Source organism: Aromatoleum diolicum (genome assembly GCF_012910955.1).
In the GTDB taxonomy this organism is placed as follows: domain Bacteria; phylum Pseudomonadota; class Gammaproteobacteria; order Burkholderiales; family Rhodocyclaceae; genus Aromatoleum; species Aromatoleum diolicum.
Genome location: NZ_WTVQ01000002.1, coordinates 141,688 through 167,961, shown reverse-complemented (window position 1 = coordinate 167,961; position 26,274 = coordinate 141,688). Strand labels below are relative to the sequence as shown.

The following is a 26,274-nucleotide window of genomic DNA, read 5'->3' as shown; positions in this document are numbered from 1 at the left end:
TCCAGAACCGTTCCGTTTCAAAGGAGATTCACAATGATCAAGCAACTCAAGCGACTCGCCCTCGTCTCCACGCTCGCGGCCTCGTTCGCCGCACCCGCATTGGCCGCGCCGGAAACTTTCGGTATCGATGGTTCGCACACCTTCCCGCGCTTCGAATACGGCCACTTCGGGTACTCGACGCAGCAAAGCCGGTTCAACAAGACCACCGGCACCATCACCCTGGACCGCGCCGCCAAGACCGGCTCGGTTGACGTGACCATCGACACCAAGTCGGTCGACACCGGCTTCCCGATGTTCGACGGTCACATCCAGGGCGAGGACTTCTTCCACACCGAGAGGTACCCCACCATCACCTTCAAGTCGACCAAAGTGTCCTTCGACGGCGACAAGCTGGCCTCGGTCGATGGCAACCTCACCATCAAGGGCGTCACCAAGCCGGTCACGCTCGCAGTCAGCTCGTTCCACTGCATGGAACATCCGATGGCCAAGAAGGAAGCCTGCGGCGCCAACGCCAGCACCGTCATCAAGCGCTCCGAATTCGGCGCGGGCAAGTTTGCCCCCTACGTCGGCGACGACGTGAAGCTCGTCATTGCCGTCGAAGCGATCAAGCAGTAAGCCACGTCTCTCCCGGTCCTGGTCAGTCGCCGGGGCCGTTTTCGCCACCCAATGTGGGGTGGTTTCCCATTCAAGCCCGAGGAATCGAAGCATGTCCCAAGAAACCGCAAAAATCGCCCAGAAGTCCCCGTATGCCGTCGATGTCGAAGCCGGCAAGAGCTACTGGTGGTGTTCCTGTGGCAAGAGCGCCAGCCAGCCCTTCTGCGACGGCAGCCACAAGGGCAGCAGCTTCAGCCCTGTGGAATACAAGGCAGAAGAGAGCAAGACGGCCTACTTCTGCGGCTGTAAGAACGGCAACAACGGCGTGATGTGCGACGGTTCCCATCAGAAGCTGTAAGTCCGCCGGGGCGCATCCCCGCGCCCTGTCTGCCCGCTCTCCCGAGTGGGCAGCAATATTTCCAACTGCTCCGTCTGACCCCCCGCCGGAACGTGTCAGGGCGGCTGAATTCCCCGAACTTGCGCGGTGCTCACCAACGTGATGCAGGCGAGCGGACCCATCGTCCTGCGTGAATCCCGTTCGCAGCGGAATCAGCCGGCCAGCCGCACAGGGCCGACGCGCGCCCGGACTCCCGATGCTGCGTATCGCGCGGCCTGCGCTCCAATTCCCATTCGATGTGTATGGATATGTAAAACACACGCAATCGCACCGGATTCTTGGGCGATAATTACTTTTCATATCTTCTGTAGCGCGCGGGACACGGGCCACCGAGCGGCGGCACGCATCCGCTGAAGCAAGCAAGATTTGCCTTCGAATCCTTGAGGCTGTCGCATCGTGAGACCACTTGCCGCCCTGATTGTCGCGTGCCTTCCTCTCCTCGCACAGGCTGCCTGGAACGACCGGGGCATGACCCGGCCGCCGCATGATGACTATGTGCGCAATGTGGAGCATTTCGGTGTCCAGCTTGTCTTGACGCCGGATGAAGCGCAGTTCGTCAGGGCATGGAGCGCATCCGGCGCACCTTCGAGTCTTCCCGCGACCGCTTCCGTACGCCGTGGCTCATCGGTTACTGCAATGCTGGTCTTTCAAGGCTGCACACCGGACGTTTCCGGCAAATGCGACGTCGTTGCAAATTTTTCCCTGCTTGCTCCCGATGGAACACTCATTCCCGGTGGCACCGGGCTGCTGTGGTCAGACGAACCGATGCCCGGGCGGCTGCACCTTGGCAACGCCAGCATGGGGGTCAGTTTTGACGTGAACGACCCCGTTGGCCAGTACAAGGTGATTGCAACGGTCAAGGACAAGGTTTCGGGAAAAAAGCTTAGCCTGGGGTCCGCACTCAAAGTGCTCGAATAAGCCGGGGCATCGTTCCGGCGGGCGCTTCGCCGCAAGAAAAACCCCTTCAGTGGAACGGCGTCATCGCGAATCTCGACCGCGACGCGCGACTTTCACATTTTCCGGCAACGTCTGCCGAAGTGCGGGCTATTGTCCCGCGACCCAGTGTCCCGACTTCCCGCCAAGCTTTTCCATCAGCTGGATGCCATCCATGCGCATGCCGCGGTCCACGGCTTTGCACATGTCGTAGATGGTGAGCAGGGCGACGTTGACGGCGGTCAGGGCTTCCATTTCGACGCCGGTGCGACCGACCGTTTCGGCGGTGACAGTGCAGGTGATGCTGCTCTGCGCTTCGTCGAGCGAAAATTCGACGGCGACCCGGGTCAGCGGGATCGGATGGCACAGGGGAATAAGGTCGCTGGTGCGCTTGGCTGCCTGGATTGCCGCGATGCGTGCGATGCCGAGCACATCACCTTTCTTGGCATTGCCGGCCCTGACCATGGCGAAGGTCTCGGGCTTCATCGAGATGCGGCCCCCTGCGACGGCAACGCGCCGGGTTTCGCTCTTGTCGCCGACATCGACCATATGGGCCTGGCCGTGAGCGTCGAAGTGGGTGAGTGATTGGGCGTTGGTGGGCTGGGTCATGGGCTTGTGGACGCGATCAGGCTACACAGCGATACATTCCGTGCGGAACGCTTGCGATTGGACCGGTATCATAGCACCCGATGATGAAACGACTTTTTATCCTGCTGCTGTGCGTTGCGCTGGTGCCGCGCCTCAATGCGGCGGACCTGCCGGACCTGGGCGACGTGGCAGCGTCGGAATTGTCCCCGCTGGCCGAGCGCCGCCTGGGCGAATCGATCATGCGCGACATTCGCTGGCGCGACCCGGCGTATTTTGACGATCCCGAAATCGAGGATTACGTCAATCGTCTGGGACAGCGCCTGGTCACCGCCGGTAATGCGCCGCCACAGGATTTCAATTTCTTCGTGATTCGTGATGGCACGCTGAATGCGTTCGCCCTGCCCGGCGGGTATATCGGCTTGCATACCGGCCTGATTCTGGCGGCCGAATCGGAATCCGAACTGGCGTCGGTGCTGGGTCACGAGATCGCGCACGTCACGCAGCGGCACATCGCACAGATGTTCGGCAAGCAAAGCCAGACCAGCATGGTCATGCTCGCGTCGCTGCTGGTAGCGGTGCTGGCGGCGCGCAGTAACTCCCAGATCAGCGAGGCGGCGCTGGCGGCGGGGCAAGCCGGGGCAATTCAGGCACAGTTGGGCTATACGCGCGACTTCGAGCGCGAGGCGGATCGCATAGGGCTGCAAAAACTTGAGGGTGCCGGATTCGACGTGCGTGGCATGCCCGGATTCTTCGAGCGTCTGCAGCGTGCGAGCCGCCTGTACGAGAACAACGCGCCAAGTTACTTGCGTACTCACCCGCTGACGGGCGAGCGGATCGCCGACATGGAGAACCGGGTGGGGCAGATGCGGTACCGTCAGGTTCCGGATTCGCCCGATTTCGGATTCGTGCGTGCGAAGCTCCGCGTGTCGGCGGCGCAGCCGCTCGATGCGGTGCGGGACTTCGAGGCGTCGGTCGCGAAGGCAGGAGCCGATACTGCGGTGCGTTATGGCCTGGTGCGGGCGCTGCTGGCGGCGGGACGGCTCGATGACGCGGAAAAGACGCTGACGTTGCTGCGGCGTGACACACCGCCGTCGACCTTCCTCGAAATCGTGGCGGCGGAACTGCGCTTGGCTGCCCGCGATCCGGCGGGCGCGGTGAAGGTTCTCGAGGCCGCCGAGAAGCGCTTTGCGGATAGTCGTGCCGTGCGTTATGCCCTGATCGATGCGATGCTGCAGGCCGGGCGCGCACGCGAGGCGGCCGGGCTGGCGCGCGCCGCGTTGCAGGGTCGCAGCGAGGATCCGCGCTTGTGGGCCTTTGTCGCACGTTCGGAGGCGGCGCAGGGGCGGCGTACCGCGGAGCACCGTGCGCAGGCAGAAGTCTATGTGCTGCGCGGGGCGGTGCCGGCTGCCATTGAGCAACTGGAACTTGCGCGTCGCGCTGGTGACGGTGATTTCTACGATCTGTCGGCCGTGGATGCACGCATGCGCGAACTCAAGGAAAGGGAGCGCGAGCGTCGGGCGGAGCAACGCCGCACCGGGCGGGAGGAGTAACGCCAGTTCCGCGCACAGGTTCAATATGGCTGTAGGGTAGAATTGCGCGAACTGTTAGCGGGGGTTGTGGGTGATGGAGTTTGACAAGGAAGTCGATGCGCGCGGGCTCAACTGTCCGTTGCCCATTCTGCGTGCGAAGAAGATGCTCGCCGAAATGAGCGTGGGCCAGGTGCTGCGGGTGCTGGCGACGGATCCGGGGTCGGTGAAGGATTTTCAGGCGTTTGCGAGACAGACCGGCAATGATCTGATCGGGCAGGGCGAGACGGTCGACAAGGCATTCGAGTTCTTCCTGCGCCGCAAGTAGGACCGGGACGTTCAGTACATGAAAAAAGGGGCCACCCGACGAAGCGGGCGGCCCCTTTTCAGCTGGCGATGCAGATCAGCGACCGGAGAATTTCTCCAGCTGCGGGCGCAGCTTGTCCAGCGTCGCAGCGAAGCCGGCAAGGCGCTCGCGCTCCTGTTGCACAACTGCGGCCGGGGCACGCTCGACGAAGCTCGCGTTACCCAGCTTGCTTTCGGCTTTGGTGATCTCGCCTTCGAGGCGCGCGATTTCCTTCGATACCCGTTCGCGCTCCGCGGCGATGTCGATTTCAACCCGCAGCATCACTTTGAACGAACCGGCGATGGCGACCGGTGCCAGTTCGTCGGTGCCGATCTCATCGACGATCTCGACGCCGGACAGACGCGCCAGACCGGCCAGATACGGCGCGTAGACGTTGAGCGTGGCCGAATCGCCGCAGGCGACAAGCGGCATGCGTTGCGCCGGCGAGATGTTCATTTCGCTGCGCAGGTTGCGGCAGGTACCGACGATGGCCTTCAGTTCGGCGATCTTCGCTTCGCTCGCAGCGTCGATGCGGCCGAGGTCGGCCTGCGGATAGCGGGCCAGCATGAGACTGTCGGCGTCCTTGCGACCGGCGAGCGGGGCGACGGTCTGCCACAGCTCTTCGGTGATGAACGGGATCAGTGGATGCGCGAGGCGCAGTACCGTTTCCAGGACGCGCAGCAGCGTGCGGCGCGTGGCGCGCTGCTGGGCTGCGCTACCGTTCTGGATCTGCACCTTCGCGAGTTCCAGATACCAGTCGCAATATTCGTCCCAGACGAATTCGTAGATCGATTTCGCGACGAGGTCGAAGCGATATTCCTTGAAGTGCCCGGCGACGTCGGCCTCGGTGCGCTGCAGTTGCGAGACGATCCAGCGGTCGGCGAACGAGAAGTCGAGATTCGCGCTGTTGCACGCGGCGCTGCCGGCGGTGACGTCGATGCCGCAATCGTGACCTTCGCAGTTCATCAGTACGAAGCGGGTGGCGTTCCACAGCTTGTTGCAGAAGTTGCGGTAGCCTTCGCAACGCGACAGATCGAACTTGATGTCACGCCCCGGCGTCGCCAGCGACGCAAAGGTGAAGCGCAGCGCGTCGGTGCCGAATGCGGCGATGCCTTCAGGGAATTCCTTGCGGGTCTTCTTCTCGATGCTCTGCGCCTGCTTTGGGTTCATCAGCCCGAAAGTGCGCTTCTTGACGAGTTCTTCGACCGAGATGCCGTCGATCAGGTCGATCGGGTCGAGCACGTTGCCCTTCGACTTCGACATCTTCTGGCCTTCCGCGTCGCGGATCAGGCCATGCACGTAGACGTCGCGGAACGGGATCTTGCCGGTGATGTGCTTGGTCATCATCACCATGCGCGCGACCCAGAAGAAAATGATGTCGAAGCCGGTGACGAGCACGCTGGAGGGCAGGTAGAGGTCGAGCGCGTCGTTCGACTTCTCCGGCCATTCCGGCGTCCAGTCGAGCGTCGAGAACGGCCACAGCGCCGACGAATACCAGGTGTCGAGCACGTCCTCGTCCCGGCGCAGCTTGCCCGTGTAGCCGTCCTTCGTGGCGAGTGCCTGCGCCTCCGTTTCGTCGTGCGCGACCCACACGCGCTGCTCGGTGCCTTCGTCCGCGTACCACGCCGGAATCTGGTGGCCCCACCACAGCTGGCGCGAGATGCACCAGTCCTGGATGTTGTTGAGCCACTGGTTGTAGGTGTTGACCCAGTTTTCCGGGTAGAAGCGGATCTCACCCGACGCGACGCATTCGAGCGCCTTCGCGGTGATGCTCTTGCCGTCCGCACCGGATTTGGTCATGGCGACAAACCACTGGTCGGTGAGCATCGGCTCGATGACCGCACTGGTCCGGTCACCGCGCGGCACCATCAGCTTGTGCGGCTTGATGCCGGCGAGCAGTCCGAGCGCCTCGAGGTCCTGCACGATGACTTCACGCGCGGCGAAGCGGTCCATGCCGCGGTATTTTTCCGGCGCATCGTCGCTGACGTGGGCGTCGAGGCGCAGGATGCTGATCATCGGCAGACCATGGCGCAGGCCCACCGCGTAGTCGTTGAAGTCATGCGCGGGAGTGACCTTGACGCAGCCGGTGCCGAACTCGCGATCGACATAGTCGTCGGCGATGATCGGGATGTCGCGGTCGCACAGCGGCAGGCGGACAGTCTTGCCGATCACGTGCGCGTAGCGTTCGTCTTCCGGATGCACCATCACCGCGACGTCGCCGAGCATGGTCTCGGGACGCGTCGTCGCGACGGTGAGGCCCATGAGATCGCCAATCGGGCCGTCGGAGAACGGGTAGGTGATGTGCCACAGGAAACCGTCTTCCTCTTCAGACACCACTTCGAGGTCGGACACCGCGGTGCCGAGCTTGGGATCCCAGTTCACGAGGCGCTTGCCGCGGTAGATCAGGCCTTCGTTGTACAGGCGCACGAAGGTTTCGGTGACCGTCTTGGACAGCCCGGCGTCCATCGTGAAGCGCTCGCGCTTCCAGTCCGGCGAGGTGCCCATGCGGCGCATCTGGCGCGTGATCGTGCCGCCCGAGTATTCCTTCCACTCCCAGACTTTCTCGAGAAACTTCTCGCGTCCGAGGTCGTGGCGCGAGATGCCCTTGGCGTCGAGCTGGCGTTCGACCACGATCTGCGTGGCGATGCCGGCGTGGTCCGTGCCCGGCTGCCACAGCGTGTTGAAGCCGCGCATGCGGTGGTAGCGGGTGAGCGCGTCCATGATCGTCTGGTTGAAACCGTGGCCCATGTGCAGCGTGCCGGTGACATTGGGCGGCGGCAGCAGGATGCAGAACGCGTCAGGGTTGGACTTGTCCAGTCCGGCGTCGAAGCGACCGCGGGATTCCCATTCCGGATACCAGCGGGATTCGATCTCCGCCGGCTCAAAACTCTTGGCCAGTTCCATGGTGTGCTCGGGGGCGTGAAGGCAAAGGGCGGATTATAACGGATGCACGGCCGCTGCCCGGTGCCGCTCGGTTGCGCTCACGCGGCCGCGAGCGCCGCATCCCGGCAGGCGGGACTCAGCGTGGCAGGTCGGCGTGCTTTTCGAGGCTGCGCGAGATGTGTTCGGACAGCGTCGGCAGGAGCGTGGCGCGCAGGTGGGCGATGGCCTCTTCCTGCAGGCGCGACGAAAGCTTGTCCATTTCACGCGAGAGCAGTTGCGGCAACTCGGTTGCGAACCACGCTTCGACCGCGCGGGAAATCTCGGTGTCCAGGCTGATGAGCTGCTCGGCGAGCTGGCTGACCTGCACCGGCGTCGTGGGGGCGGCCGGCGCCGGCGGTATCTGTGCGACTTGGGACGAAGTCTCCCATTCGGATGGATCGACGACTTCGGTCAGTACGGGCAGATCGTCATCCTCGAGGGATACGAATTCTTCCGGTTCGGGCAGAAGGGGGGCCTGCGGCTCCGCCGCCCGGTGCCGCCGCAGCAGCGCGTCCGCCTTGCCGAGCAGCAGATCGGCGGCCCTGAGTTCGTCGTCGGGGTCGAGACGTGGCGGCAGTGACCAGTTGCTCATAGTGCCTCCCGGCGTACCGCGTCAAAAGCCTGCAAGGGCAGATCCTGCTGTTTGTAGTGTTTCCAGCGTGCGCGCGCAGGCAGTTTCTGTGCTTCGCTCTGGCCGATGATTTCGATCAGCATGCGGAAGCGTTCGAAGCCCGCGGGGATGTCGTCGGCCAGGTTGAGCAGGATTTCCGCATGCGGCCAGTCGGCCGGGGCGTCGGCGCGGCCGATGATGACGGGCGTTTCCGCCGCCAGCGGGGAGCCCGCCATCACGTGGGGGACAAAGGCCTGCTGCTCGAAGCTCCACAGCATCTGGTCGAGCTGACGTGCCGAGGCCGCGTCGGGCACCCGCAGCGCGACCTTGCGGCCGCTGGCGAAGGCCCGCGTCGCGAATTCACAGGCCAGCGCAAGCGGGTTTTCGGCGTTGTGATAGAACTGCACCCGCGGCACGGTGCTCGACCTCGCGTTCAGCTTTGCGCCTCCTGACTGCGGGCGATCAGGAATTCGCTGAGTAGCGGAACCGGCCGGCCGGTGGCGCCCTTGGCGTCACCCGACAGCCATGCGGTGCCGGCGATGTCCAGGTGCGCCCACTTGTAGGCCTTGGTGAATCGCGCGAGGAAGCAGGCCGCGGTGATGGTGCCGGCGTAGCGGCCGCCGATGTTGCCCATGTCGGCGAAATTGCTCTTGAGCAGTTCCTGGTATTCGTCCCACAGCGGCAGTTGCCACGCGCGGTCGCCGGAGGTGGTGCCGCAGTCGATGAGTTCGCGTGCGAGCGCATCGTCATTGGCGAGCAACCCGCTGGGAATCTTGCCCAGCGCGACAACGCAGGCGCCGGTCAGCGTCGCGATGTCAACGACGCAGGCCGGCTTGAAGCGCTCGGCATAGGTCAGCGCATCGCACAGGATCAGGCGGCCTTCGGCATCGGTGTTGAGGATTTCGATGGTCTGGCCGCTCATCGAGGTGACCACGTCACCCGGCTTGGTGGCGCCGCCGCCGGGCATGTTCTCGGTGGTCGGGACGATGCCGACGACGTTGATCGGCAGCGCCATGCGCGCGAGCGCCTTGAAGGTGCCGAGCACGCTGGCCGCGCCGCACATGTCGAACTTCATCTCGTCCATTTCGGCGCCGGGCTTCAGCGAAATGCCGCCGGTATCGAAGGTGATGCCCTTGCCGACCAGCACGACCGGCTTGTCCTTGGCCTTGGCGCCTTTGTAGTGCATGACGATGAACTTGGGTGGCTGATGCGAGCCGCGCGCGACCGAGAGGAGCGAGCCCATGCCGAGCTTCTCCATCTCGTCGCGCTCCAGGACCTCGACCTTGAGCTTGAACTGCTTGCCGAGTTCCTGCGCGGTTTCCGCAAGGTGAGTCGGGGTGCAGATGTTACCCGGAAGGTTGCCGAGATCCTTCGCCAGCGCCATGCCTTCGGCAATCGCCTGGCCGCGCTTGACCGAGGTTTCCATGTTCGCGGCGACTTTGTGGCGCGTAAGCAGCACGACCTTGCGTGCACCGCGGCGCTTCTCGTCCTTGTTCTTCGATTTTGTTGCGTCGAAACGGTAGGCGCCGTCCGCGATCGCGCGGGTCAGTTGTTGCAGCGCCCAATCGATGTCGTGTCCGGGAACTTCGACGTCGGCGAGACACACCGCCGCGTCGTGCGAGGGGGCCGCAGCGAGCGCCTTGCCGGTGGCCGCGAGGGCGTCGCGCCAGGCGCGGTCGCCGAATTCGTCCTCTTTGCCGAGGCTGACGACAATGATCCGCTCGCTGGCGCAGCCGGGGAGGTCGTGCAGCGTGAGCAGCGCACCGGCCTTGTCGTCGAGGTCGCCGCGACCGAGGATGGCGGCGAGTTTGCCTTTGGAAGCCTTGTCGAGCGCGGCGGCGGCTTCGGTGAGCTTGCCGTCGGCGAAGGCGCCGACAACCAGGCTGCCGGTCTTGAGTTTTTCCGGGGCCCCGGTCTTTATGGTAAATTCCACGCGCAGTTCCTTTATAAGACGCCTCGTTTCGATTGCCGCTGATTATGGCCCGTTCGCGGCAAATGCGTCAAAAACCACTTCCCCCAACGTATATCGAATCTTTCGCGCGATGATCTTCAGCCGCGCCCTCCGGCGTGAATTCTCCCAGTCGGCCGCCGGCGTGTTCGTTGCGCTGTTTGCCATTCTGATCACCACAGTGCTGATCCGCCTGCTTGGCCAGGCTGCGGGCGGCCGCGTGCCGTCGGATGCAGTGCTCGCGCTGATCGGCTTCGGCGCCCTGACCGAATTGCCGATCGTGCTGTCTCTGACCCTGTTCGTCGCGGTGCTGCTGTCCTTGTCGCGCTCGTATCGCGATTCCGAGATGGTGGTGTGGTTCGCCTCCGGCCTGCCCCTGACGGCCTTCATCCGCCCGGTGCTGCAATTTGCCCTGCCGATGGTGCTGGCGATTGCGGCGGTGACATTGTTCCTCGCGCCGTGGGCGCATCTGAAAAGTTCCGAGTTTCAGGCGCGGCTGGATTCGCGCGACGATGCTTCGCGCGTGGCGCCCGGCGTGTTCCGCGAATCCGCCGGGGCGCAACGGGTGTTTTTTGTCGAGATGGGCGCGGGCGAGGACGGCAAGGTCCGCAACGTGTTCGTCAGCTCGGAACAGAACGGTCGCCTCGGTGTGATCGTCGCGGCGGAAGGCTCCTTGCACACCGATAGCAACGGCGACCGCTTCGTGGTGCTGGAAAAGGGGCGGCGCTATGAGGGCGAGCCCGGGTCGCCCGAGTACCGCGTGATGGAGTTCGAGCGCTATTCGGTGTTGATCGAGGAGCGCCAGGTGGCCAGTCCGTCGGCGCGCACCCGCGTCATCCCGACCGTCGATCTGTTGAAGGCGCCAACAGCGCGAAATCTTGGCGAACTGCTCGGGCGAATCGGTGTGCCGGTGGCCGCGCTGTTGCTGGCGCTGATGGCGATTCCGCTGTCCTTCGTCAATCCACGCGCAGGGCGGGCCAACAACCTGATCTTCGCGATCCTGACCTACCTTGTATATAGCAATGCGATCAGCGTGTTCCAGGCCTGGGTGTCGCAGGGGCGCCTGCGTTTTGAACTCGCGGTGTGGCTGCCGCATGTGGTGGTGCTCATGCTGCTGGCGTTGATGTTCTACACGCGCCTCGCGATCTCTCCTTTCTGGCGGGCACGGGCATGATGCGGGTGCTGACGCGCTATCTCGCGCGCGAGATCGTGAGTTCGACCATCATGGTTTTAGTCGCCTTTCTCGGCCTGTTCGCCTTTTTCGATTTCATCAACGAACTCGATTCGGTTGGCAAGGACGGCTACGAGTTGCCCCACGCGCTGCTCTATGTCGCGATGATCCTGCCGGGGCGGGTGTATGAATTGCTGCCGGTTGCGGTATTGATCGGCACGCTATATGCGCTGACCACGCTTGCCCGGCATTCCGAGATCACGGTGATGCGGGCGGCGGGCCTGTCGACCCTCAAGATGCTCTGGACCTTGTCCGGGATCGGGGTGATCTTCGTTGTTGCGACCTTCGTGTTCGGCGAATACATTGCGCCCCCGGCCGAGCGGGCGGCGCAACAGTGGCGTCTGACGGCGACGAAATCGACAGTTTCCAGCCAGCTGCGTTCCGGCTTGTGGGTCAAGGATGGTCCGCGCTTCGTCAATGTGCAGACCGTGCAGCCGGACCGCAGCATGGAAAAGGTGCGGATCTACGAGTTCGACGATCGCCATGCCCTGCTCTCGGTGAGCGATGCGGCGAGCGGGCGGTATCAGGCGGGGCAGAAGGCCTGGCGCTTGAGCGGGGTGCGGCAGACGCGTTTTCTCGGCGATCGCACCGAAGTGGTGGAGTTGCCTGAACTGGAGTGGCATTCCGATCTGACGCCCGAGGTGCTCAGTGTGCTGATGGTGGTGCCGGAGCGGATGTCGGTGACGACGCTATTTGCGTACGTCAGTCACCTGCGCGAGAACCAGCAGAACGCCGACCGCTACGAGATCGCGCTGTGGAAGAAGCTGGTCTATCCGTTTGCCGCGCTGGTGATGATCGCCCTTGCGCTGCCCTTCGCCCTGACCCATGAACGCATGGGCGGCGTCAGCGTCAAGGTGTTCCTGGGCGTGATGCTTGGTGTCGGTTTCCACTTGCTCAACGGCTTGTTTTCCAACCTCGGCGTCATCAACAGCTGGAATCCGGCGCTCGCGGCGCTGACGCCGAGCCTGCTGTTCCTGATTGCGGCGGCGGGGATGCTGGTCTGGGTCGAGCGGCGCTGACCGGAAGGGCTCTGGTCCGCAGCGCAAGGCCTTCGGTTCTTCAGTTCATCGCGTGCAACTCACCAGCCATTCTCGACCGCGATTTGTGCCGGCGCGGACAGGCGGCTCAGGCGGCAACCCTTCGCGATCAGCGCGCGATGCGTGTCTTCAACCATCGCCGGGCTGCCGCACACCATCACGCGCGAATGTTCGGGCGTAAGTGCGATGCCGGTTCGTTCTTCGAGCGCCTGACTGGCGAGTAACGCCGGAATGCGCCCGCGCAGGGCGTCCCCGTGCGTATCTCGACTGAGTACCGGCTGGTAGATCAAGCGTTCGCCGTGCTCGGCCCACAATGGGTGCTTGCGTAGCGCAACGATTTCTTCCCTATAGGCCAATTCGGCCGTTTCGCGGACCCCGTGAACCAGGATCAGACGCTCGAAACGCCGCCAAGTCTCCTCGTCCTGCAGGATCGACAGAAAGGGGGCGAGACCGGTGCCGGTCGCGAGCATCCACAGGTCGCGACCGTCGGTGAAGCGGTTGGTGGTGAGAAAGCCATAGGCCTGCCTTTCGATCAGGATTTCGTCCCCTGTGGCGACGCTGTTCAGCAGGGACGTGAATTGTCCGCCCGGAACGATGATCGAGTAGAACTCGAGATGATCATCCCAGCTTGCGGACACGATTGAGTAGGCCCGCCAGACCAGGCTGCCATTCGGCTTGCGCAATCCCAGGCGCGCGAACTGTCCCGGCACGAAGCGGTAGGCGGCATCACGCGCGATCCGGAAGGACAGCAGCTTCGGGGTCCATTGCCGTTTCCACAGCACGCGTGCGGTGGTGGCCTTGTCGTCGAGCAGCATCATCGGTCGTCTCCTTTCTCCCCGGCGCTCTCAAGAACGGCCGTCGGCACGCGGGCGGATCAGCCACGGGCCGAAGCGAAACACGAAAAGGCCGAAACCCGCGGCAAAGCACAACGCGCTGGCGATCAGCACGAGCGGCGCATACGGAATTGCAAGTGCCGCAGCAAGGCGCAGGACGGTCGCGGCGAGCAGACAGCCATAGGCTATGGGCATGGGGGATGGCAGTTCCAGTGGCCGTCCGGTATGCCCGAGTGCGGTGCGACTCATCATCCCCAGCGTCAATAGACCAATGCCGCCGACCGCGATGCTGTGCAGCGCGGCACTCGTAAGCGCCGGTGCGGCGAGGGCGGCGACGCCATAAAGTCCGACACCGAGCGCGGCGCACAGGTAGCCTGCAAACAGGACCCACAGCAGGGGACGCTGAAGCACCTGTGGATGCCACCAGCGCACCAGTTGGCGTAAGTTGGCGAATCCGCCGATCAGGCCGAGCGCCGCGGTCAGGATGACGGGGCCGCCGACGGCGACCGTGAGCGCCATCAGCAGCGGCGCGCCGATCGCAATGACGCCGATCGATGGCGCGTTTGTCACCTGCGGAATGTTCAGCGCGCGGCTGGTAAAGAACGCGATCACGCGCAGGCCCATGAAGAAGATCACCGTTGCGACGATCAGGAGGCCGACGTGCAGCATGTGCCGCGGGTCGAGATCGATGATGCCGGCCGCTGCCAGGTGGAATGCGAGGTTGCCCGCGCCGAAGGCGAGCAGCAAGGGCGGTACGCCGTAGTTGCGCCGATTGCGGCTGCGCACGACGGGTACCGCGAGACAGATGGCCGCGGCGACAAAGAACAGCACCGAAAGCATGCCGCCCCAGAGATTCGAATCGGGCGTCGCCAGCAGCATGACGCGTGCGCCAAGCCACAATGCGACAAGAGCGGCGAGGGGGAGTCCGCGGAGCGGCGCCTGACCGGTCCAGGTGGCGGCGGCGGTGAGCAGGAAGCCGACGATCACCGCGCCGGCGTAGCCCCAGATCATTTCGTGTCCGTGCCAAAGGTAAGCGGGCAGGGCGCTGGTGCCGCCGAAGCCGAAGGCCCAGAAAAGGATTGCGACCGCGCCCTGGATGGCGGCGAGCAGGTAGAAGGGGCGGAAGGCCATCGACAGGAATGCTTTCCAGCCGGGGCGTTGCGGGCCACTCGGGCGCTTGAAGGGCTCTTCGATACGAATGACCGCGACCATGTTGTCTTACCCCGCGCGCAGGTTGCCAAGAGCGTGGTGGGCGGCAAGGCGCGCCACGTAGCCAAGTTTGAAGAATGCCGCCGATACCGGCAGCACCAGGTGACCGGCGATCTGCATGGGCAGACTGAAGCGCTCGGCAAATGGATAGGCCACCAGCGTGGCGCCAATCATCCCGACTGCGGACAGTACCATTGTCAATCTTCCGAGGGTGAGCGTTTGTCGGGCAGTGAATCCGGTCGGGCGCATGGTCGACTCCTTGGATTGTCGGGGGATAAAGGTGCCGCAGTGGTCGTCGCGCCGCATCGGGCAGTGCGTTCGCCGCGCGGCTTTCTTGAAGATGAATATAAAATGACTCTTTAAAAGAGTCAACTTGGATGAATCTTTAAGGGCAATTCTCTATAATCTCTTCGGCAGGGTAAGTGCCCTGCCGCGACCGGGAGCTTTCATGTACCTCACGCAGCACACCGACTACGCCTTGCGCGTGCTGATCTACCTTGGCGCGAACGAGGATCGGCTGGTTACGATTGCCGAGGTGTCCGAGCGATTCGACGTTTCGCGCAGTCATCTGATGAAGGTGGCCAACCAGCTCGTGCGCGAGGGCTTCGTCGACGGGCTGCGCGGCAAGGGGGGCGGTTTGCGGCTGGCGCGTGCGCCGGCGGATATCAATGTCGGTGACGTCGTGCGCTGCATGGAGCGCGGAATGCAGCTGGTCGAGTGCTTCGGCAGCGATAGCCATTGCCTGCTGACGCCGAACTGCCGGCTGAAGGGCGTGCTCGGCAAGGCGCTGGAGGCTTTCCTGAAGACGCTCGATCAGGTCTCCCTGGCTGATCTGATTGATTCGCCACAGCGCAAGGTGCTGCAGTACGTTCCGCGCACCGGATAAGCGTAGTCAGGGCGGTCGCCGTGCTGCGCGGCAGCCGCGTGGCCCTGCAGTGGGCAAGGATGGCCCGGGATTCTCGGGAAGTTCGAATTGAGTTGCGTCAAGGGTGCGGATTTATAGCTGAGTAAACTACTCGACTATTAACCTGTCGCCCGGCTGGAGAATTGCGTTGTTCCTTAAGTCTCACAAGCAAACCTTGTCCGGTGCCGAAGCACAACCGGTCGCGCCCACCGGAGCGAACGCTGAACAGTGGGTGCGTGTCGCGGTCCACGGGGCCGCATGCGACGCTGCGTCGGCTCAAGTCGATGGGATGCCGGAGGGGAGCGCAGAGTGAGCGGGGCGTTGTCGTGGCTGCGTTCGTTCGTGCCGGTGGCGCATGCGGTGAGCCGCCGCGAGCGCGTCCTGAGTTGTGCCGGCGCATTGCTCGGACTGTTCTGTGCGGAGTGGATCAGCCGGCTGGCGCTGGGCGAGTCCCATCCGTGGTTCATCGCGCCGATGGGCGCGTCTGCGGTGCTGCTGTTCGCGGTGCCGTCGAGTCCGCTGGCGCAGCCGTGGTCAATTGTCGGTGGCAACGTGATTTCGGCCCTGGTCGGGGTGACGTGCGCCAAGTTCATCGGCCATCCCGGGCTGGCGGCGGCGCTGGCCGTTGCCGTGTCGATCGGGGCGATGTTCCAGCTTCGATGCCTGCACCCGCCGGGCGGCGCGGTGGCGCTGACCAGCGTGCTCGGGGGAAGCTCCGTCACTGAGCTGGGCTACGGCTTCGCGGTGTGGCCGGTTGCGATCGACTCGCTGTGTCTGCTGGCAGCCGCCCTGGCATTCAACATGGCGCTGGGGCGCCGCTACCCGCAGCGTGCACACGAGCACGCACATCCGCACCTGACTGCGGACCCCGTGCCGAGCGCCCGATTGGGCGTCACGCTCGATGATCTGAACGAGGTGTTGGCGGCGCGCGGGGAGTTGCTTGATGTCAGTAGCGAGGATCTCGAGGAAATCCTGGTAGCGGCGGAGCTTCGCGCTTCCCGGCGCCGGTTCGGCGAAATCCGCTGCGCGGACATCATGTCCGGAGATGTTGTGTCGGTGTCGCCGCAGGCGTCGATCGGCGAGGCGTGGGCGCTGCTGTCGCGGCACCGCGTCAAGGCGATGCCGGTGGTGTCGGCGGAGCGGATATTGGTGGGAATCGTGTCCCTGCACGATTTTTTCGTGCACCGCGACGCGCCGTACAAACTGCGTTTCTTCAACGGCATCGACGTGCATCGCACGGTGCAGGATCTGATGTCGCCGGAGGTGGTGACTGCGCGCCCGGAGCAGCCGATCGTCGAACTCGTGCATCTGTTCGCGGACGTCGGGCTGCATCATGTGCCGGTCGTCGATATGCGCGGCGCGGTGATTGGCATGGTGACGCAATCCGACCTGGTGGCGGCACTGGTCCGCATGCGTCTCGAGGAGCCGGAGATGGCTTTGGCGGCGTGAGCCGCAGCATCACGACGATGCGGAGACGGTCCCCGACGCGCCGCTTTGCCTTGCGTGCGGTGACTTGCGGCGGTTAGGTTGCGGGGGTGAGCGCCGGCTGGCCGGCAAGCGCCTGCAGATGGCGCAGCCGCCAGGCAGTGATCAGCGCGAGGATTACGCACAGCGACAGCGCTGCGGTCACGCCGGGCCAGGCGTCATGCTCCCAGGCGAGGCCCGACAGTGTGCCGATGACGCTGGCGCCGAGGTAATAGCTGCACAGGTAGAGCGCTGCAGCCAGTGCGCGCCGCTCGCCGGCGCGCCGGCTGACCCAACCGCTGGCCGTGGTGTGGGCGCCGAAGTAGCCGAAAGTGAACGTCGCGACGCCGATGAGCACGGCCGCGAGATGGTTGGCGAGCGTAAGCGCGAGGCCGGCGCCGCTGGCGAGGATCATCACCCACAACAGCTTGCGGCGACCGATACGGTCGACGAGTTGACCGGTCCAGGCCGACGAGCAGGTGCCGACCAGATAAAGCAGGAATACCGCACCGATGGCCGTCTGCCCGAGCGAAAACGGCGGCAGGTGCAGGCGGAATCCGAGGTAGTTGTACACGCTGGTAAAGACGCCCATCATCAGGAACGCGATCGCAAACAGCTTGCGGAGTCCGGTATCGGCGAGCAGGGCGCGGCTGTCGGCAAACACCCGTGCGGGGCGGATGTCGCGCGCGCGGAAATGTCGCGAGCGCGGCAGGCAGTAGCGGAACACCAGGGTGGCAATGAGGCCGAGCGCGCCGAGCCCCGCGAGGGCAATCCGCCACGAACTCCAGTCCGTCAACAACGCGACCAGAAAGCGTCCGCTCATGCCGCCAAGCGCGTTGCCGGCGATGTACAGTCCCATCGCGCGGCCCTGGGCTTGGGGGGCGACTTCCTCGCCGAGATAGGCCATCGCCGCCGCGGGCAGCCCGGCGAGCGCAGCGCCGAGCAGCACCCTTAGCACCAGCATTTGCGTGAAATCCGCGGCGATGGCTGAGGCAAAGGCGATGAGGGTGGCCAGCACCAGGGCAGCCTTCATCATGCGCTGCCGTCCAAAACGGTCGGACAGCACGCTGGCGGGAATCAGCATCGCCGCGAGACCGGCCGTGCCCAAGGATACCGAGAGACTGGCTGTGCTCGGCGCGACAGCGAAGTCCGCAGCCAGGCGTGGCAGAATCGGCTGCGTCGCATAGAGCATGGCGAAGGTCGCAAAGCCGCCGAGGAACATCGCCAGATTCGCCCGCCGGAAGGCAGGAGTGCCGGCTTCGATCAGTGCCGTGTCGGGGGTGGAGGCGGGCGTCGCGCAGGAGCTGTGCATGGTGCGTGGGTCCGTTCGGAAGTTCGTCCGGGAGCTGCCTTCGTCGCGCGCCCGGCACGGCTGCTGGCGATGCCGTGTTGTGTGAGTGAATCCTAGGTTGCGTTGGATGTATACGTCCAATATATTTAATCGTATCGATATATCTGTAAAAGCAACCAATGGAACTACGCCATTTACGCTACTTCGTCGCGGTCGCCGAGGAGCTCAATTTCACCCGCGCCGCAGAGCGCCTGCACATCGGACAGCCGCCGCTGTCGATGCAGATCCGCGACCTGGAAGAAGAAATTGGCACCCCGCTATTCGAACGCAGCAAGCGCCGCGTCGCACTGACCGAGGCGGGCAACCGCTTTTTCGATCATGCGCGGGAGATCCTCGCGCGCTCGCTCGAGGCCACAGAGGATGCGCGTCGTGCCGGGCGGGGCGAGCTCGGCGAGCTGCGCATCGGTTTCACCTCTTCGCTGCCCTACACGACGACCCTGTCGGATGTGCTGTACACCTACCGTCAGCACTATCCGCAGGTCAGCCTGCAGTTGCGCGAGATGTTTTCCGCGGACCAGTTCACGGCGATCCTGCGCGGCACGATCGATGTCGGTTTCGTGCGCTACCGCGGCCTGGAGGTGCCCGCGGGCATCGTCACACGGGAAATCGGACGCGATGACCTGCGCCTGGTGGTCAATGTGGCGCACCCGCTGGCGTCACGCGCGGAAGTGTCGCTTGCCGAATTCCGCGACGAGGGCTTCATCGCCTATGCGCCGGATGTCGGCACCGGACTGCCGGCGATTTTCAGCGATCTGTGTCGTAACGCCGGCTTCGAGCCGCGTATCGTCCAGCGTGCCCGCGAGGCCACGACGCAGATCGGACTGGTGGCGTCCGGCCTGGGCGTGGCATTGCTGCCCGCGCCGCTCGAGTGCGTGCAGCTGCCCCGTGTGCGCTACCTCGCGATCAGCGACGCAGGCGCTTATCTGTCGCTCGCCGTCGCCTATCCCGACCGTGCGCCGAGCCCGCTGCTGCAGACCTTCCTGGGTGTGCTCGGTCGCATTGCCGGCTCGCCGAACGGGAAGGGGGATGCGGTTTAGCTCGGCGCCCTCGCTCGCACACACGACACCGGAAATCACTGCATCCGGTGTCGTGCCCGGCGAGCGCGCAGATACCGCAAGAGCCCGACAGGCGTACAGGCCATGAGGTGGTGGGCAAGATAATTTCGGATATCTATTGACCAGGTCCAATCGATAGACTATAGTTCTGTTTCTCCGACGCGGGGTGGAGCAGTCTGGCAGCTCGTCGGGCTCATAACCCGAAGGTCGCAGGTTCAAATCCTGCCCCCGCAACCAAATATGTACAGAAAACCCAATCACTTAACGGTGGTTGGGTTTTTTGCTTTTAGGCCCCGGATCAGGTTTGTGCCCACCTTGTTCCCGCATTGAGTCCTTGAGCATTCGCCTCGTGCGCGCCTTTGCCGATCCGCAGCCGCTTTCCGCCACGAGACGCGTCGCGAGTCCGTCCTTGCCGGCTATGTGCGCTGGCAGACAGACGCTCGCGGTGAAATGGAATATTGCTATCGGCACGGTGAGTCCTGCACGACTGCCGGGCAGCTTGCTGAGTCGAAGTGAGCCGCAGGACGCCGGAACCTCGTTAATCCACCTGACTCGATCAGGTGGATGCGGATGACGGGGTGTGGCGCCCGAGACATCTCAATCCGACGGACAAGGAGGATTTCATGCTCTATACCATTGCAGTCGTACTGTTGATCCTGTGGCTACTCGGACTGGTCACGTCGACCACCCTGGGTGGCTTCATCCACATTCTGCTGGTAATCGCGATCGTGGTCGTGCTGCTCAGAGTGATCAGCGGACGCAAAGTGCTGTAGCGGTGCTCCCGCCCGCGAGTCACCTCATGTGCAGGCAACTCCGCGGGGGTTGCGGCGCGGGTGGCGAACTCATGTGTCGCCCCCACCGAACCCCGCAGACTGATGACATGAGGAAAGCGCAATGCCGGATACACTGATCCACAACCCGCGGCAGAACCGCATTCTGGCGGCCCTGCCCGTGACAGAGTACGCCCGGCTGGTGGACGATCTGGAACTCGTCACGTTTCCACTGGGCGAAGTTCTGTATGAGTCGGGTGACAGCCTGGATTTCGTCTATTTTCCGACAACGTGCATCGTCTCGCTGATCTTTGCCACCGAAAACGGTTCATCGACCGAGTTGGCGATGACCGGAAACGATGGCCTGGTGGGTATTCCGTTGGTGCTGGGTGGCGAAACCACGACGCACACGGTGGCGGTGCAGTGCGAGGGCGGTGCCTACCGCCTGCGGGCGGAGGTGCTGCGCTGGGAGCTTGATCAGGGCGGGAGCCTGCTGCGCCTGTCGCTGGGCTATGCCCAGGCGCTGATGACGCAGATGGCGCAGAGCGTCGTGTGCAATCGACACCACGCCGTGGACCAGCAATTGTGTCGCTGGCTCCTCCTCTGTCTTGACCTGCTGCCGGGCGATCAGCTCAATGTGACGCAGGAACTGATTGCCCGCATGCTGGGGGTGCGTCGCGAAGCCGTCACCGAGGCCGCCGGAAAATTGCAGGCAGCCGGACTGATTCAGTACCGCCGCGGGCATATCACGGTGACCGATCGCCCCGGCCTGGAAGCGCGGGCGTGCGAGTGCTATGGCGTGGTCAAGTCGGAATACGACCGTCTGTTCCACTTGTTACCGACTAACCAGTCCAAGCATCGGATGCGGCCGAATCCGGCAAACCTGCGCAAGCGCGCCGAGGCCCGACTGAGGCAGGCTCAGCCGGTCATGGCGACTGCGCCTTGGGATACCGAGCGTTTGCTGCACGAACTGCAGGTGCACCAGATCGAACTGGAACTGCATAACGAGGAGCTTCGCGAGGCATACGAGGAAGCGGATTCGCTGCGCAAGCAATGCGCCGATATCTATGACTTTGCACCGGTGGGTTACTTCACGCTGGATGCGCTCGGGGTCATTCTCAATGTCAACCTTGCAGGTGCGATCCTGCTCGGCATCAAGCGCTCACAACATGGACGTCATCGTTTTGCCGCTTCGATCACGCCCGAGTTCCTGCCGGTGTTCAACCGCTTCCTCGCCGAGGCGCTTGACGCAAAATGCAAGAAGAAATGCGAGGTCGTCCTCACGGCTACGGGCCAGCGGCCCGAAGCGATCGTCCGCATCGAGGCCGTCGCGGATGAAAGCGGTCGCGAATGCCGCATGGTGGTGAGTGACATCACTGCTGAGAAACTGGCCGAAAAGGCTTTGCAGGCCCGTGAGGAATCCCGCCGCGCGCTGCTCGAGGATGCGTCCCGGGCTTGAGGCCGACGTGCCGCAGCCGTGCTGTCCCGATCGACCCGCAAGGATTGGCTAATCATGAAGTTCGCGCGGCGCCACCCCGAACGTCACCGCAGCGACCGCATCGGCTGGATGCGTGCCGCCGTGCTTGGTGCCAACGACGGCATCGTTTCGACCGCCAGCCTCGTGGTCGGCGTCGCGGCGGCTAGTCCGGCCGAGGGGGCTGCCCTGGTGGCTGGCGTTGCCGGAATGGTGGCCGGGGCGATGTCGATGGCCGCAGGGGAATACGTCTCGGTGCATTCGCAGGCCGATACCGAAAACGCCGACCTGTCGCGCGAGCGCGTCGAACTCGAGACGCACCCGGTGGCGGAACACCGCGAATTAGCGGCCATTTATGTCAGCCGGGGACTCGAGCCGGGCCTCGCGCAGCAGGTTGCCGAGCAATTGATGGCGCACGACGCGCTTGGCGCCCACGCGCGCGACGAGCTCGGAATCTCCGAAACACTCAGCGCGCGGCCCGTTCAAGCCGCGCTGTCGTCGGCCGCGAGCTTCGCGGTCGGCGCGGCGCTGCCACTCGCGGTGACGGCGCTGGCGCCCGCGCAGAACCTGATTCCGTGGGTCTCGGGAACCTCGCTCGCGTTTCTTGCCCTGCTGGGCGCCGTTGCGGCCCGAGCGGGCGGGGCTTCCGTGCTGACGGGCGCGTGGCGGGTCACCTTCTGGGGCGCGCTCGCGATGGCCATCACCGCGGGCGTGGGGGCGCTGTTCGGGGCGGTCGTGTGAGCGCCCGTCATCTCGAATCACCGGGGTGGAAACCACCACCGGTTTGCCTGCCCATGCATCAGGCGGCGTGTTGTTTCACCCAGGCAACATAGCGGTCCATCCAGCTCTGCAGGAACTTCGTGGTGTCGGGGTTGGCAATGTTGCCGGCCTCGTCGAAGAAACCCGACTTGGCATGCATGAACGCCTCCGGCAGTCCCATCGTGTGAACGTCCAGACAGGCGAGAATGGTGCGTAACTGCTGCTGCGCGATGGCCGTACCGATGACTCCGACCGAGGCACCCAGTACGCCGGCCGGCTTGTTTGTCCAGGCACTCTGGCCATAGGGGCGTGACGCGTGGTCGATGGCGTTCTTCAACACGCCGGGGACCCCGCGGTTGTATTCGGGAGTGACAAATATCAGGCCCGTGGCTGCGACGATTTCGCCCTTGAATCGCTGCACCGCGGGTGCCTGGTTTGCGTCGTCGTCCTGGTTATAGAGCGGCAGGTCGCCGATCTCGAGCTGCTTGAAGCTGAATGCCGACGGGGCCAATTTTACGATGGCGTCAGCCAGCTTGCGGTTGAGCGAACCCTTGCGAAGGCTGCCGACGATTACGCCGATCTGGTATTGGCTCATTTTCTTGTCCGGTTGATTGGGTCAGTTCGGATTTGAACGCGGCGGGCTGACGAGTTCCGATAGCCAGTCGCGCAGGATCGTGGTGACTTGTTCGGGCTGCTCCAGCGGCAGGAGATGGCCGCATTCCTCGATCATCGCGAGCTGCGCCCCGGCAATCCCCGCGACCAGTTCCTCATGGACCTCCGGCGGCGTGACCAGGTCCTCGCGCCCGCACAGGACGAGCGTCGGGCATCTGATGCTGGCCAGGCTAGGGCGGCTGTCCGCGCGTCCGATAATGGCGCGCTGCTGGCGCACGAACACCTCTTGCCCCAGTCCGGTCGCCATCGACTGAAACACGCCGCCGACCTCGGGCGTATTCGCATGCTCGGGGTGCGCCATGCGCGCGAGCAGCTTTTCGATGACCGCGGGGAAATTGGTTTCGGCCAGTGCGATCAGCTCCTCACGCGCCGCGGTGGCGTCGGGCGTATCGGGGCGTGCACTCGTGCTCAGGAGCGCCAGCGCCCGCACACGCTCCCCTGCCTGGCGCATGATCTCGAATGCGACGTAGCCCCCCATCGACATTCCGACGAGCATGAAGGGCCCCGCGGGGGCTTGCCCCAGGACGTCCGCGGCAAGCGCAGAAATCGAATCCGAACCGGTCAGGTCGGCGACCGTGATGCCGACGAGGTCCGCCAGGGCGTCCGCCTGGTGCTCGAACAGGCTTGCGTCATTGAGTAGCCCCGGCAACAAAAGCAGGTTCATTTTTTCCATGCTGATCTCTCTCCTTGATCCGTCGGCAAGGTGTCGGTGCGCCCGCTTCCGGAAAACATGAAAAGAGCCTAGTCGCTCAGGCTGGCCGGGTCTGTACGGTGTCGCACATATGTTCACCGGGGGCAAAAGGCCGCCTTATTCATGTGTGCTGCCGTACAGACCCCGAGTCGTCCTGCGCACATCCTTGCCGGGCCAAGCCGGATATGTGGCACGACGCTCAAACCATGGCTGTTAAAATGGGGCAGCGGGCTTCGTGGCACATTCGGATTTTCAGGCACGGCAGTGCCGTCCAGGCATGGTGGCCGGAGATTTACCGGCGCTGAAAGGAAATGGCCATGGCCAAGCAGGAACCCGCCAAGCAGGAACCCGATCTCCCCGCGCCCACCGCATCGCCCAAGGCGACCCGTGGCGAAGCGTTTCCGATCGTCGGCATCGGCGCATCGGCGGGCGGTCTTGAGGCGCTGGAACAGTTCCTCGCCAAGATCCCGGCGGGTAGCGGCATGGCGTATGTGATCGTTCAGCACCTCGATCCGACCCACAAGGGCATGATGCCCGAGCTGCTGCAACGCACCACGGCGATGCCGGTGGTGCAGGCGAAGAATCGCCTCAAGGTCAAACCGGACCATGTCTATGTGATCCCGCCGAATCGGGACATGTCGATCCTGCGCGGTGCGCTCTACCTGTTCGAGCCCGCCGCGCCGCGCGGCCTGCGCCTGCCGATCGACTTTTTCCTGCGCTCGCTGGGGGACGATCGTCACCAGCTGGCCGTCGGTGTGATTCTCTCCGGCATGGGGTCGGATGGCAGCGCCGGAATGCGTGCCATCAAGGAAAACGCAGGTCTCACCCTGGCGCAGGATCCAGCCTCGGCCGCCTTTTCCGCGATGCCGCGCAGCGCGATCGATGCCGGCGTGGTTGACATCGTCGCCTCCGCCGCGGAACTGCCCGCCCGCATCCTTGCCAGCCTCCGGCACGGTACGAACGCGGCCGCAGCCGAACCCGTCGTCGACGGCCAGCTGCAAAGCGGCCTGGAGAAGGTGCTGATTCTCCTGCGGGCGCACAACGGCCAGGACTTCTCGCTCTACAAGAAGACCACGCTCTACCGCCGCATCGAGCGGCGCATGGGCATTCACCAGATCGACCGCATCGCGACCTACGTGCGCTTCCTGCAGGAGAACCCGCAGGAGCTCGAGCTGCTGTTCAGGGAGTTCCTGATCGGCGTGACCAACTTCTTCCGCGACCCCGCGGCCTGGGACCGCCTGCGCGACGAGGCCTTGCCGCCATTGTTCGCGCGCAGCCATGCGGGACGTGTGCTGCGCGCCTGGGTGCCCGGATGTTCGACCGGCGAAGAGGCGTATTCGCTGGCCATCACCTTCAAGGAGGCGATCGAAAGGCACAAGCCCGCGGGTCGTTTTTCGCTGCAGATCTTCGCCACCGACCTCGACGGCGACGCCATCGACCGGGCGCGTCAGGGCCGCTACCCGTCCAACATCGTCGCCGACGTTTCGCCCGAGCGCTTGGCGCGCTTCTTCGTCGCCACCGACGACGGCTATCAGGTCTGCAAGGAAATCCGCGAGATGGTCGTGTTCGCGCCGCAGAACCTGATCCAGGACCCGCCTTTCACCAAGCTCGATCTGCTACTCTGCCGCAACTTGCTGATCTACTTCAGCGCCGAATTGCAAAAGAAGCTGCTGCCCTTGTTCCATTACAGTCTCACGCCGGGCGGTGTGCTGTTCCTGGGCAATTCCGAGGCGCTCGGCAGTGCGACCGATCTGTTTGCCCCGCTCGACGCCAAGGCGCGTCTTTTTCGCCGTATCGACATTCCGACACAGGCCATCGAGATCGACTTCCCCGCACACTTCCGCAGCCTTTCCGTCGGGGAGGGCGAGGTCAAGGGCCCGCCACCCCCCGCCAACCTGCAAAGCCTTGCCGACCAGTTGCTGCTGCGGCAGTTCGCGCCGGCGGCGGTGCTGGTCAATGAGCGCGGCGACATCATCTATATCAACGGTCGTACCGGCCGCTACCTGGAGCCCGCCGCCGGCAAGGCCAACTGGAACATTCATGCGATGGCGCGCGAGGGCCTGCGCGCGGAAATCGGCAGCGCCCTGCACCAGGTCACGCGCAATGGTGGCCGCATCGAGCGAGCCGACATCAGCGTGAGCGTCGACGGCACAACGCGCAGGGTCGGCCTCGTCGTGCAGCTGATCGAGGAACCCGAGCCTTTGCGCGGCATGGTGATGATCGCGTTTAGCGAGCTTCCGCCGCTGCCCGAAACCAGGAAGGGTGGTGGCCGGGCACCGCGCGGCGCACGGCAGGTCGAGCTGGAGCGCGAACTGCAGCAGGCGCGCGACGAAATCCGCACGCTGCGCGAGGAGATGCAGGTCTCGCAGGAAGAACTCAAGTCGGCCAACGAGGAGCTGCAATCGACCAACGAAGAGCTGCAATCGACCAACGAGGAACTCACCACGTCGAAGGAAGAGATGCAGTCGCTGAACGAGGAGTTGCAGACGGTGAACGTCGAGCTGCAATCGAAGGTCGACGACTTGTCGTGCGCCAACAACGACATGCAGAACCTGCTCAACAGCACCGAAATCGCCACCATCTTCCTCGACAGCCGGCTCCATGTCCGGCGCTTTACGCCGCTGGCCACGCGCGTCATCAAGCTCATCGCCGCCGATGCCGGGCGGCCGTTGTCGGACCTCGCAACCGATCTCGATTACCCGGCACTGGAAGACGATGCCCGCGAGGTTCTGCGTACCCTGATGTTCTCGGAAAAGCAGATCGCCACGCGCGACGGCCGCTGGTTTACCGTGCGCATCATGCCGTACCGCACCACGGATAACGTGATCGAGGGCGTCGTCATCACCTTCATCGACATCAGCGTGGCCAAGCGCCTGGAAGCGGAACTGCGTGCGGCGGTGACCGGCGGCAAGACGGTGCCCGTGCAGGGCGAGTCGATGTGAGCGAACCCGCGACGCACG

At 64.2% G+C, this 26,274-nt stretch carries 25 protein-coding genes and 1 tRNA gene; 15 read left to right on the top strand and 11 right to left on the bottom strand.

Annotation, left to right across the window (positions count from 1 at the left end; translation table 11 throughout):
* Positions 1–33 precede the first annotated feature (33 nt).
* From GPA25_RS01975 to GPA25_RS01965, 3 genes are all read left to right on the top strand, one after another.
* Positions 34–615: a YceI family protein gene (locus GPA25_RS01975; protein ID WP_169258666.1), complete on the top strand. Its 582-nt coding sequence runs from the start codon at positions 34–36 to the stop codon at positions 613–615.
* A gap of 91 nt (positions 616–706) precedes the next feature.
* Positions 707–952, top strand: a complete 246-nt coding sequence (locus GPA25_RS01970; protein ID WP_169258665.1) for a CDGSH iron-sulfur domain-containing protein — start codon at positions 707–709, stop codon at positions 950–952.
* Positions 953–1,459: 507 nt separating this feature from the next.
* Positions 1,460–1,909 carry a hypothetical protein gene (locus GPA25_RS01965; RefSeq protein WP_169258664.1) on the top strand — a complete coding sequence of 150 codons (450 nt, stop codon included), beginning with the start codon at positions 1,460–1,462 and terminating at the stop codon, positions 1,907–1,909.
* Positions 1,910–2,035: 126 nt separating this feature from the next.
* Here the strand turns inward: GPA25_RS01965 and moaC are convergent, their stop codons facing one another.
* The gene (gene moaC / locus GPA25_RS01960) at positions 2,036–2,533 is read right to left on the bottom strand and encodes a cyclic pyranopterin monophosphate synthase MoaC (protein ID WP_169258663.1); all 498 of its coding nucleotides are present in this window, start codon (positions 2,531–2,533) and stop codon (positions 2,036–2,038) included.
* Between the two features lie 80 nt (positions 2,534–2,613).
* On the opposite strand from moaC, the gene GPA25_RS01955 reads away from it, so the two are divergent.
* Positions 2,614–4,062 (top strand): beta-barrel assembly-enhancing protease, encoded by a 1,449-nt coding sequence (locus tag GPA25_RS01955; protein WP_169258662.1) that lies wholly within the window; start codon positions 2,614–2,616, stop codon positions 4,060–4,062.
* Positions 4,063–4,135: 73 nt separating this feature from the next.
* A complete protein-coding gene (locus tag GPA25_RS01950) occupies positions 4,136–4,366 on the top strand; it encodes a sulfurtransferase TusA family protein (protein ID WP_169258720.1) in 231 nt (76 codons plus the stop codon).
* A 75-nt stretch (positions 4,367–4,441) separates the two neighbouring features.
* Here GPA25_RS01950 and GPA25_RS01945 read toward each other — a convergent pair whose 3' ends face one another.
* The 4 genes from GPA25_RS01945 to GPA25_RS01930 form a co-directional block, all read right to left on the bottom strand.
* Positions 4,442–7,288, bottom strand: a complete 2,847-nt coding sequence (locus GPA25_RS01945) for a valine--tRNA ligase (protein WP_169258661.1) — start codon at positions 7,286–7,288, stop codon at positions 4,442–4,444.
* Between the two features lie 115 nt (positions 7,289–7,403).
* The gene (locus GPA25_RS01940) at positions 7,404–7,898 is read right to left on the bottom strand and encodes a hypothetical protein (protein ID WP_169258660.1); all 495 of its coding nucleotides are present in this window, start codon (positions 7,896–7,898) and stop codon (positions 7,404–7,406) included.
* On the bottom strand, positions 7,895–8,332 hold the full coding sequence (locus GPA25_RS01935; protein WP_169258659.1) for a DNA polymerase III subunit chi: 438 nt from the start codon (positions 8,330–8,332) through the stop codon (positions 7,895–7,897). The genes GPA25_RS01940 and GPA25_RS01935 overlap by 4 nt, the downstream gene beginning before the upstream one ends.
* A 17-nt stretch (positions 8,333–8,349) precedes the next feature.
* Positions 8,350–9,849, bottom strand: coding sequence for a leucyl aminopeptidase (locus GPA25_RS01930; protein ID WP_169258658.1), 1,500 nt, complete (start codon positions 9,847–9,849; stop codon positions 8,350–8,352).
* A gap of 109 nt (positions 9,850–9,958) precedes the next feature.
* On the opposite strand from GPA25_RS01930, the gene lptF reads away from it, so the two are divergent.
* Entirely contained in the window at positions 9,959–11,038 is a 1,080-nt protein-coding gene (gene lptF, locus GPA25_RS01925; RefSeq protein WP_169258657.1) for an LPS export ABC transporter permease LptF, read from the top strand.
* Positions 11,035–12,114 carry an LPS export ABC transporter permease LptG gene (lptG, locus tag GPA25_RS01920; RefSeq protein ID WP_169258656.1) on the top strand — a complete coding sequence of 360 codons (1,080 nt, stop codon included), beginning with the start codon at positions 11,035–11,037 and terminating at the stop codon, positions 12,112–12,114. The genes lptF and lptG overlap by 4 nt, the downstream gene beginning before the upstream one ends.
* Positions 12,115–12,173: 59 nt before the next feature.
* Here the strand turns inward: lptG and GPA25_RS01915 are convergent, their stop codons facing one another.
* The 3 genes from GPA25_RS01915 to GPA25_RS01905 are packed head-to-tail and all read right to left on the bottom strand — an operon-like array spanning position 12,174 to position 14,423.
* On the bottom strand, positions 12,174–12,950 hold the full coding sequence (locus tag GPA25_RS01915; protein ID WP_169258655.1) for a ferredoxin--NADP reductase: 777 nt from the start codon (positions 12,948–12,950) through the stop codon (positions 12,174–12,176).
* Between the two features lie 27 nt (positions 12,951–12,977).
* Positions 12,978–14,177 (bottom strand): NnrS family protein, encoded by a 1,200-nt coding sequence (locus tag GPA25_RS01910; RefSeq protein WP_169258654.1) that lies wholly within the window; start codon positions 14,175–14,177, stop codon positions 12,978–12,980.
* Positions 14,178–14,183: 6 nt separating this feature from the next.
* Positions 14,184–14,423 (bottom strand): hypothetical protein, encoded by a 240-nt coding sequence (locus tag GPA25_RS01905; protein WP_169258653.1) that lies wholly within the window; start codon positions 14,421–14,423, stop codon positions 14,184–14,186.
* Between the two features lie 199 nt (positions 14,424–14,622).
* Here GPA25_RS01905 and GPA25_RS01900 point away from each other — a divergent pair, with 199 nt between their 5' ends.
* Both GPA25_RS01900 and GPA25_RS01895 read left to right on the top strand, forming a co-directional pair.
* Entirely contained in the window at positions 14,623–15,060 is a 438-nt protein-coding gene (locus tag GPA25_RS01900; protein ID WP_169258652.1) for an Rrf2 family transcriptional regulator, read from the top strand.
* 327 nt (positions 15,061–15,387) lie between these two features.
* Positions 15,388–16,527: an HPP family protein gene (locus GPA25_RS01895; RefSeq protein WP_343034797.1), complete on the top strand. Its 1,140-nt coding sequence runs from the start codon at positions 15,388–15,390 to the stop codon at positions 16,525–16,527.
* Positions 16,528–16,600: 73 nt separating this feature from the next.
* Here GPA25_RS01895 and GPA25_RS01890 read toward each other — a convergent pair whose 3' ends face one another.
* Positions 16,601–17,764: an MFS transporter gene (locus GPA25_RS01890; RefSeq protein ID WP_169258719.1), complete on the bottom strand. Its 1,164-nt coding sequence runs from the start codon at positions 17,762–17,764 to the stop codon at positions 16,601–16,603.
* A 248-nt stretch (positions 17,765–18,012) separates the two neighbouring features.
* On the opposite strand from GPA25_RS01890, the gene GPA25_RS01885 reads away from it, so the two are divergent.
* The 5 genes from GPA25_RS01885 to GPA25_RS01865 all read left to right on the top strand — a co-directional run bounded on the left by GPA25_RS01885 (position 18,013) and on the right by GPA25_RS01865 (position 21,933).
* Entirely contained in the window at positions 18,013–18,930 is a 918-nt protein-coding gene (locus tag GPA25_RS01885) for a LysR substrate-binding domain-containing protein (RefSeq protein WP_169258650.1), read from the top strand.
* Between the two features lie 178 nt (positions 18,931–19,108).
* Positions 19,109–19,185: transfer RNA gene (locus GPA25_RS01880), tRNA-Met, on the top strand.
* Positions 19,186–19,571: 386 nt separating this feature from the next.
* On the top strand, positions 19,572–19,721 hold the full coding sequence (locus GPA25_RS01875; RefSeq protein ID WP_169258649.1) for a lmo0937 family membrane protein: 150 nt from the start codon (positions 19,572–19,574) through the stop codon (positions 19,719–19,721).
* 121 nt (positions 19,722–19,842) lie between these two features.
* Complete coding sequence (locus GPA25_RS01870) at positions 19,843–21,177, top strand: helix-turn-helix domain-containing protein (protein ID WP_169258648.1); 1,335 nt, start codon at positions 19,843–19,845, stop codon at positions 21,175–21,177.
* A 54-nt stretch (positions 21,178–21,231) separates the two neighbouring features.
* Positions 21,232–21,933 carry a VIT1/CCC1 transporter family protein gene (locus tag GPA25_RS01865; RefSeq protein ID WP_169258647.1) on the top strand — a complete coding sequence of 234 codons (702 nt, stop codon included), beginning with the start codon at positions 21,232–21,234 and terminating at the stop codon, positions 21,931–21,933.
* 58 nt (positions 21,934–21,991) lie between these two features.
* Here GPA25_RS01865 and GPA25_RS01860 read toward each other — a convergent pair whose 3' ends face one another.
* The gene (locus tag GPA25_RS01860) at positions 21,992–22,546 is read right to left on the bottom strand and encodes an NADPH-dependent FMN reductase (RefSeq protein ID WP_169258646.1); all 555 of its coding nucleotides are present in this window, start codon (positions 22,544–22,546) and stop codon (positions 21,992–21,994) included.
* Positions 22,547–22,567: 21 nt separating this feature from the next.
* Entirely contained in the window at positions 22,568–23,296 is a 729-nt protein-coding gene (locus tag GPA25_RS01855) for an alpha/beta fold hydrolase (protein WP_169258645.1), read from the bottom strand.
* Positions 23,297–23,631: 335 nt separating this feature from the next.
* On the opposite strand from GPA25_RS01855, the gene GPA25_RS01850 reads away from it, so the two are divergent.
* On the top strand, positions 23,632–26,256 hold the full coding sequence (locus GPA25_RS01850) for a chemotaxis protein CheB (protein ID WP_211162894.1): 2,625 nt from the start codon (positions 23,632–23,634) through the stop codon (positions 26,254–26,256).
* The last annotated feature ends 18 nt before the right edge of the window (positions 26,257–26,274 follow it).

Excerpts from the sequence above, each read along its gene's own strand:
- GPA25_RS01975 (WP_169258666.1), top strand. The coding sequence starts at position 34 with ATGATCAAGCAACTCAAGCGACTCGCCCTCGTCTCCACGCTCGCGGCC.
- GPA25_RS01970 (WP_169258665.1), top strand. The coding sequence starts at position 707 with ATGTCCCAAGAAACCGCAAAAATCGCCCAGAAGTCCCCGTATGCCGTC.
- GPA25_RS01965 (WP_169258664.1), top strand. The coding sequence starts at position 1,460 with ATGACCCGGCCGCCGCATGATGACTATGTGCGCAATGTGGAGCATTTC.
- moaC (WP_169258663.1), bottom strand. The coding sequence starts at position 2,533 with ATGACCCAGCCCACCAACGCCCAATCACTCACCCACTTCGACGCTCAC.
- GPA25_RS01955 (WP_169258662.1), top strand. The coding sequence starts at position 2,614 with ATGATGAAACGACTTTTTATCCTGCTGCTGTGCGTTGCGCTGGTGCCG.
- GPA25_RS01950 (WP_169258720.1), top strand. The coding sequence starts at position 4,136 with ATGGAGTTTGACAAGGAAGTCGATGCGCGCGGGCTCAACTGTCCGTTG.
- GPA25_RS01945 (WP_169258661.1), bottom strand. The coding sequence starts at position 7,288 with ATGGAACTGGCCAAGAGTTTTGAGCCGGCGGAGATCGAATCCCGCTGG.
- GPA25_RS01940 (WP_169258660.1), bottom strand. The coding sequence starts at position 7,898 with ATGAGCAACTGGTCACTGCCGCCACGTCTCGACCCCGACGACGAACTC.
- lptF (WP_169258657.1), top strand. The coding sequence starts at position 9,959 with ATGATCTTCAGCCGCGCCCTCCGGCGTGAATTCTCCCAGTCGGCCGCC.
- lptG (WP_169258656.1), top strand. The coding sequence starts at position 11,035 with ATGATGCGGGTGCTGACGCGCTATCTCGCGCGCGAGATCGTGAGTTCG.
- GPA25_RS01915 (WP_169258655.1), bottom strand. The coding sequence starts at position 12,950 with ATGATGCTGCTCGACGACAAGGCCACCACCGCACGCGTGCTGTGGAAA.
- GPA25_RS01910 (WP_169258654.1), bottom strand. The coding sequence starts at position 14,177 with ATGGTCGCGGTCATTCGTATCGAAGAGCCCTTCAAGCGCCCGAGTGGC.
- GPA25_RS01905 (WP_169258653.1), bottom strand. The coding sequence starts at position 14,423 with ATGCGCCCGACCGGATTCACTGCCCGACAAACGCTCACCCTCGGAAGA.
- GPA25_RS01900 (WP_169258652.1), top strand. The coding sequence starts at position 14,623 with ATGTACCTCACGCAGCACACCGACTACGCCTTGCGCGTGCTGATCTAC.
- GPA25_RS01890 (WP_169258719.1), bottom strand. The coding sequence starts at position 17,764 with ATGTTCCTCGGCGGCTTTGCGACCTTCGCCATGCTCTATGCGACGCAG.
- GPA25_RS01885 (WP_169258650.1), top strand. The coding sequence starts at position 18,013 with ATGGAACTACGCCATTTACGCTACTTCGTCGCGGTCGCCGAGGAGCTC.
- GPA25_RS01875 (WP_169258649.1), top strand. The coding sequence starts at position 19,572 with ATGCTCTATACCATTGCAGTCGTACTGTTGATCCTGTGGCTACTCGGA.
- GPA25_RS01870 (WP_169258648.1), top strand. The coding sequence starts at position 19,843 with ATGCCGGATACACTGATCCACAACCCGCGGCAGAACCGCATTCTGGCG.
- GPA25_RS01865 (WP_169258647.1), top strand. The coding sequence starts at position 21,232 with ATGAAGTTCGCGCGGCGCCACCCCGAACGTCACCGCAGCGACCGCATC.
- GPA25_RS01860 (WP_169258646.1), bottom strand. The coding sequence starts at position 22,546 with ATGAGCCAATACCAGATCGGCGTAATCGTCGGCAGCCTTCGCAAGGGT.
- GPA25_RS01855 (WP_169258645.1), bottom strand. The coding sequence starts at position 23,296 with ATGGAAAAAATGAACCTGCTTTTGTTGCCGGGGCTACTCAATGACGCA.
- GPA25_RS01850 (WP_211162894.1), top strand. The coding sequence starts at position 23,632 with ATGGCCAAGCAGGAACCCGCCAAGCAGGAACCCGATCTCCCCGCGCCC.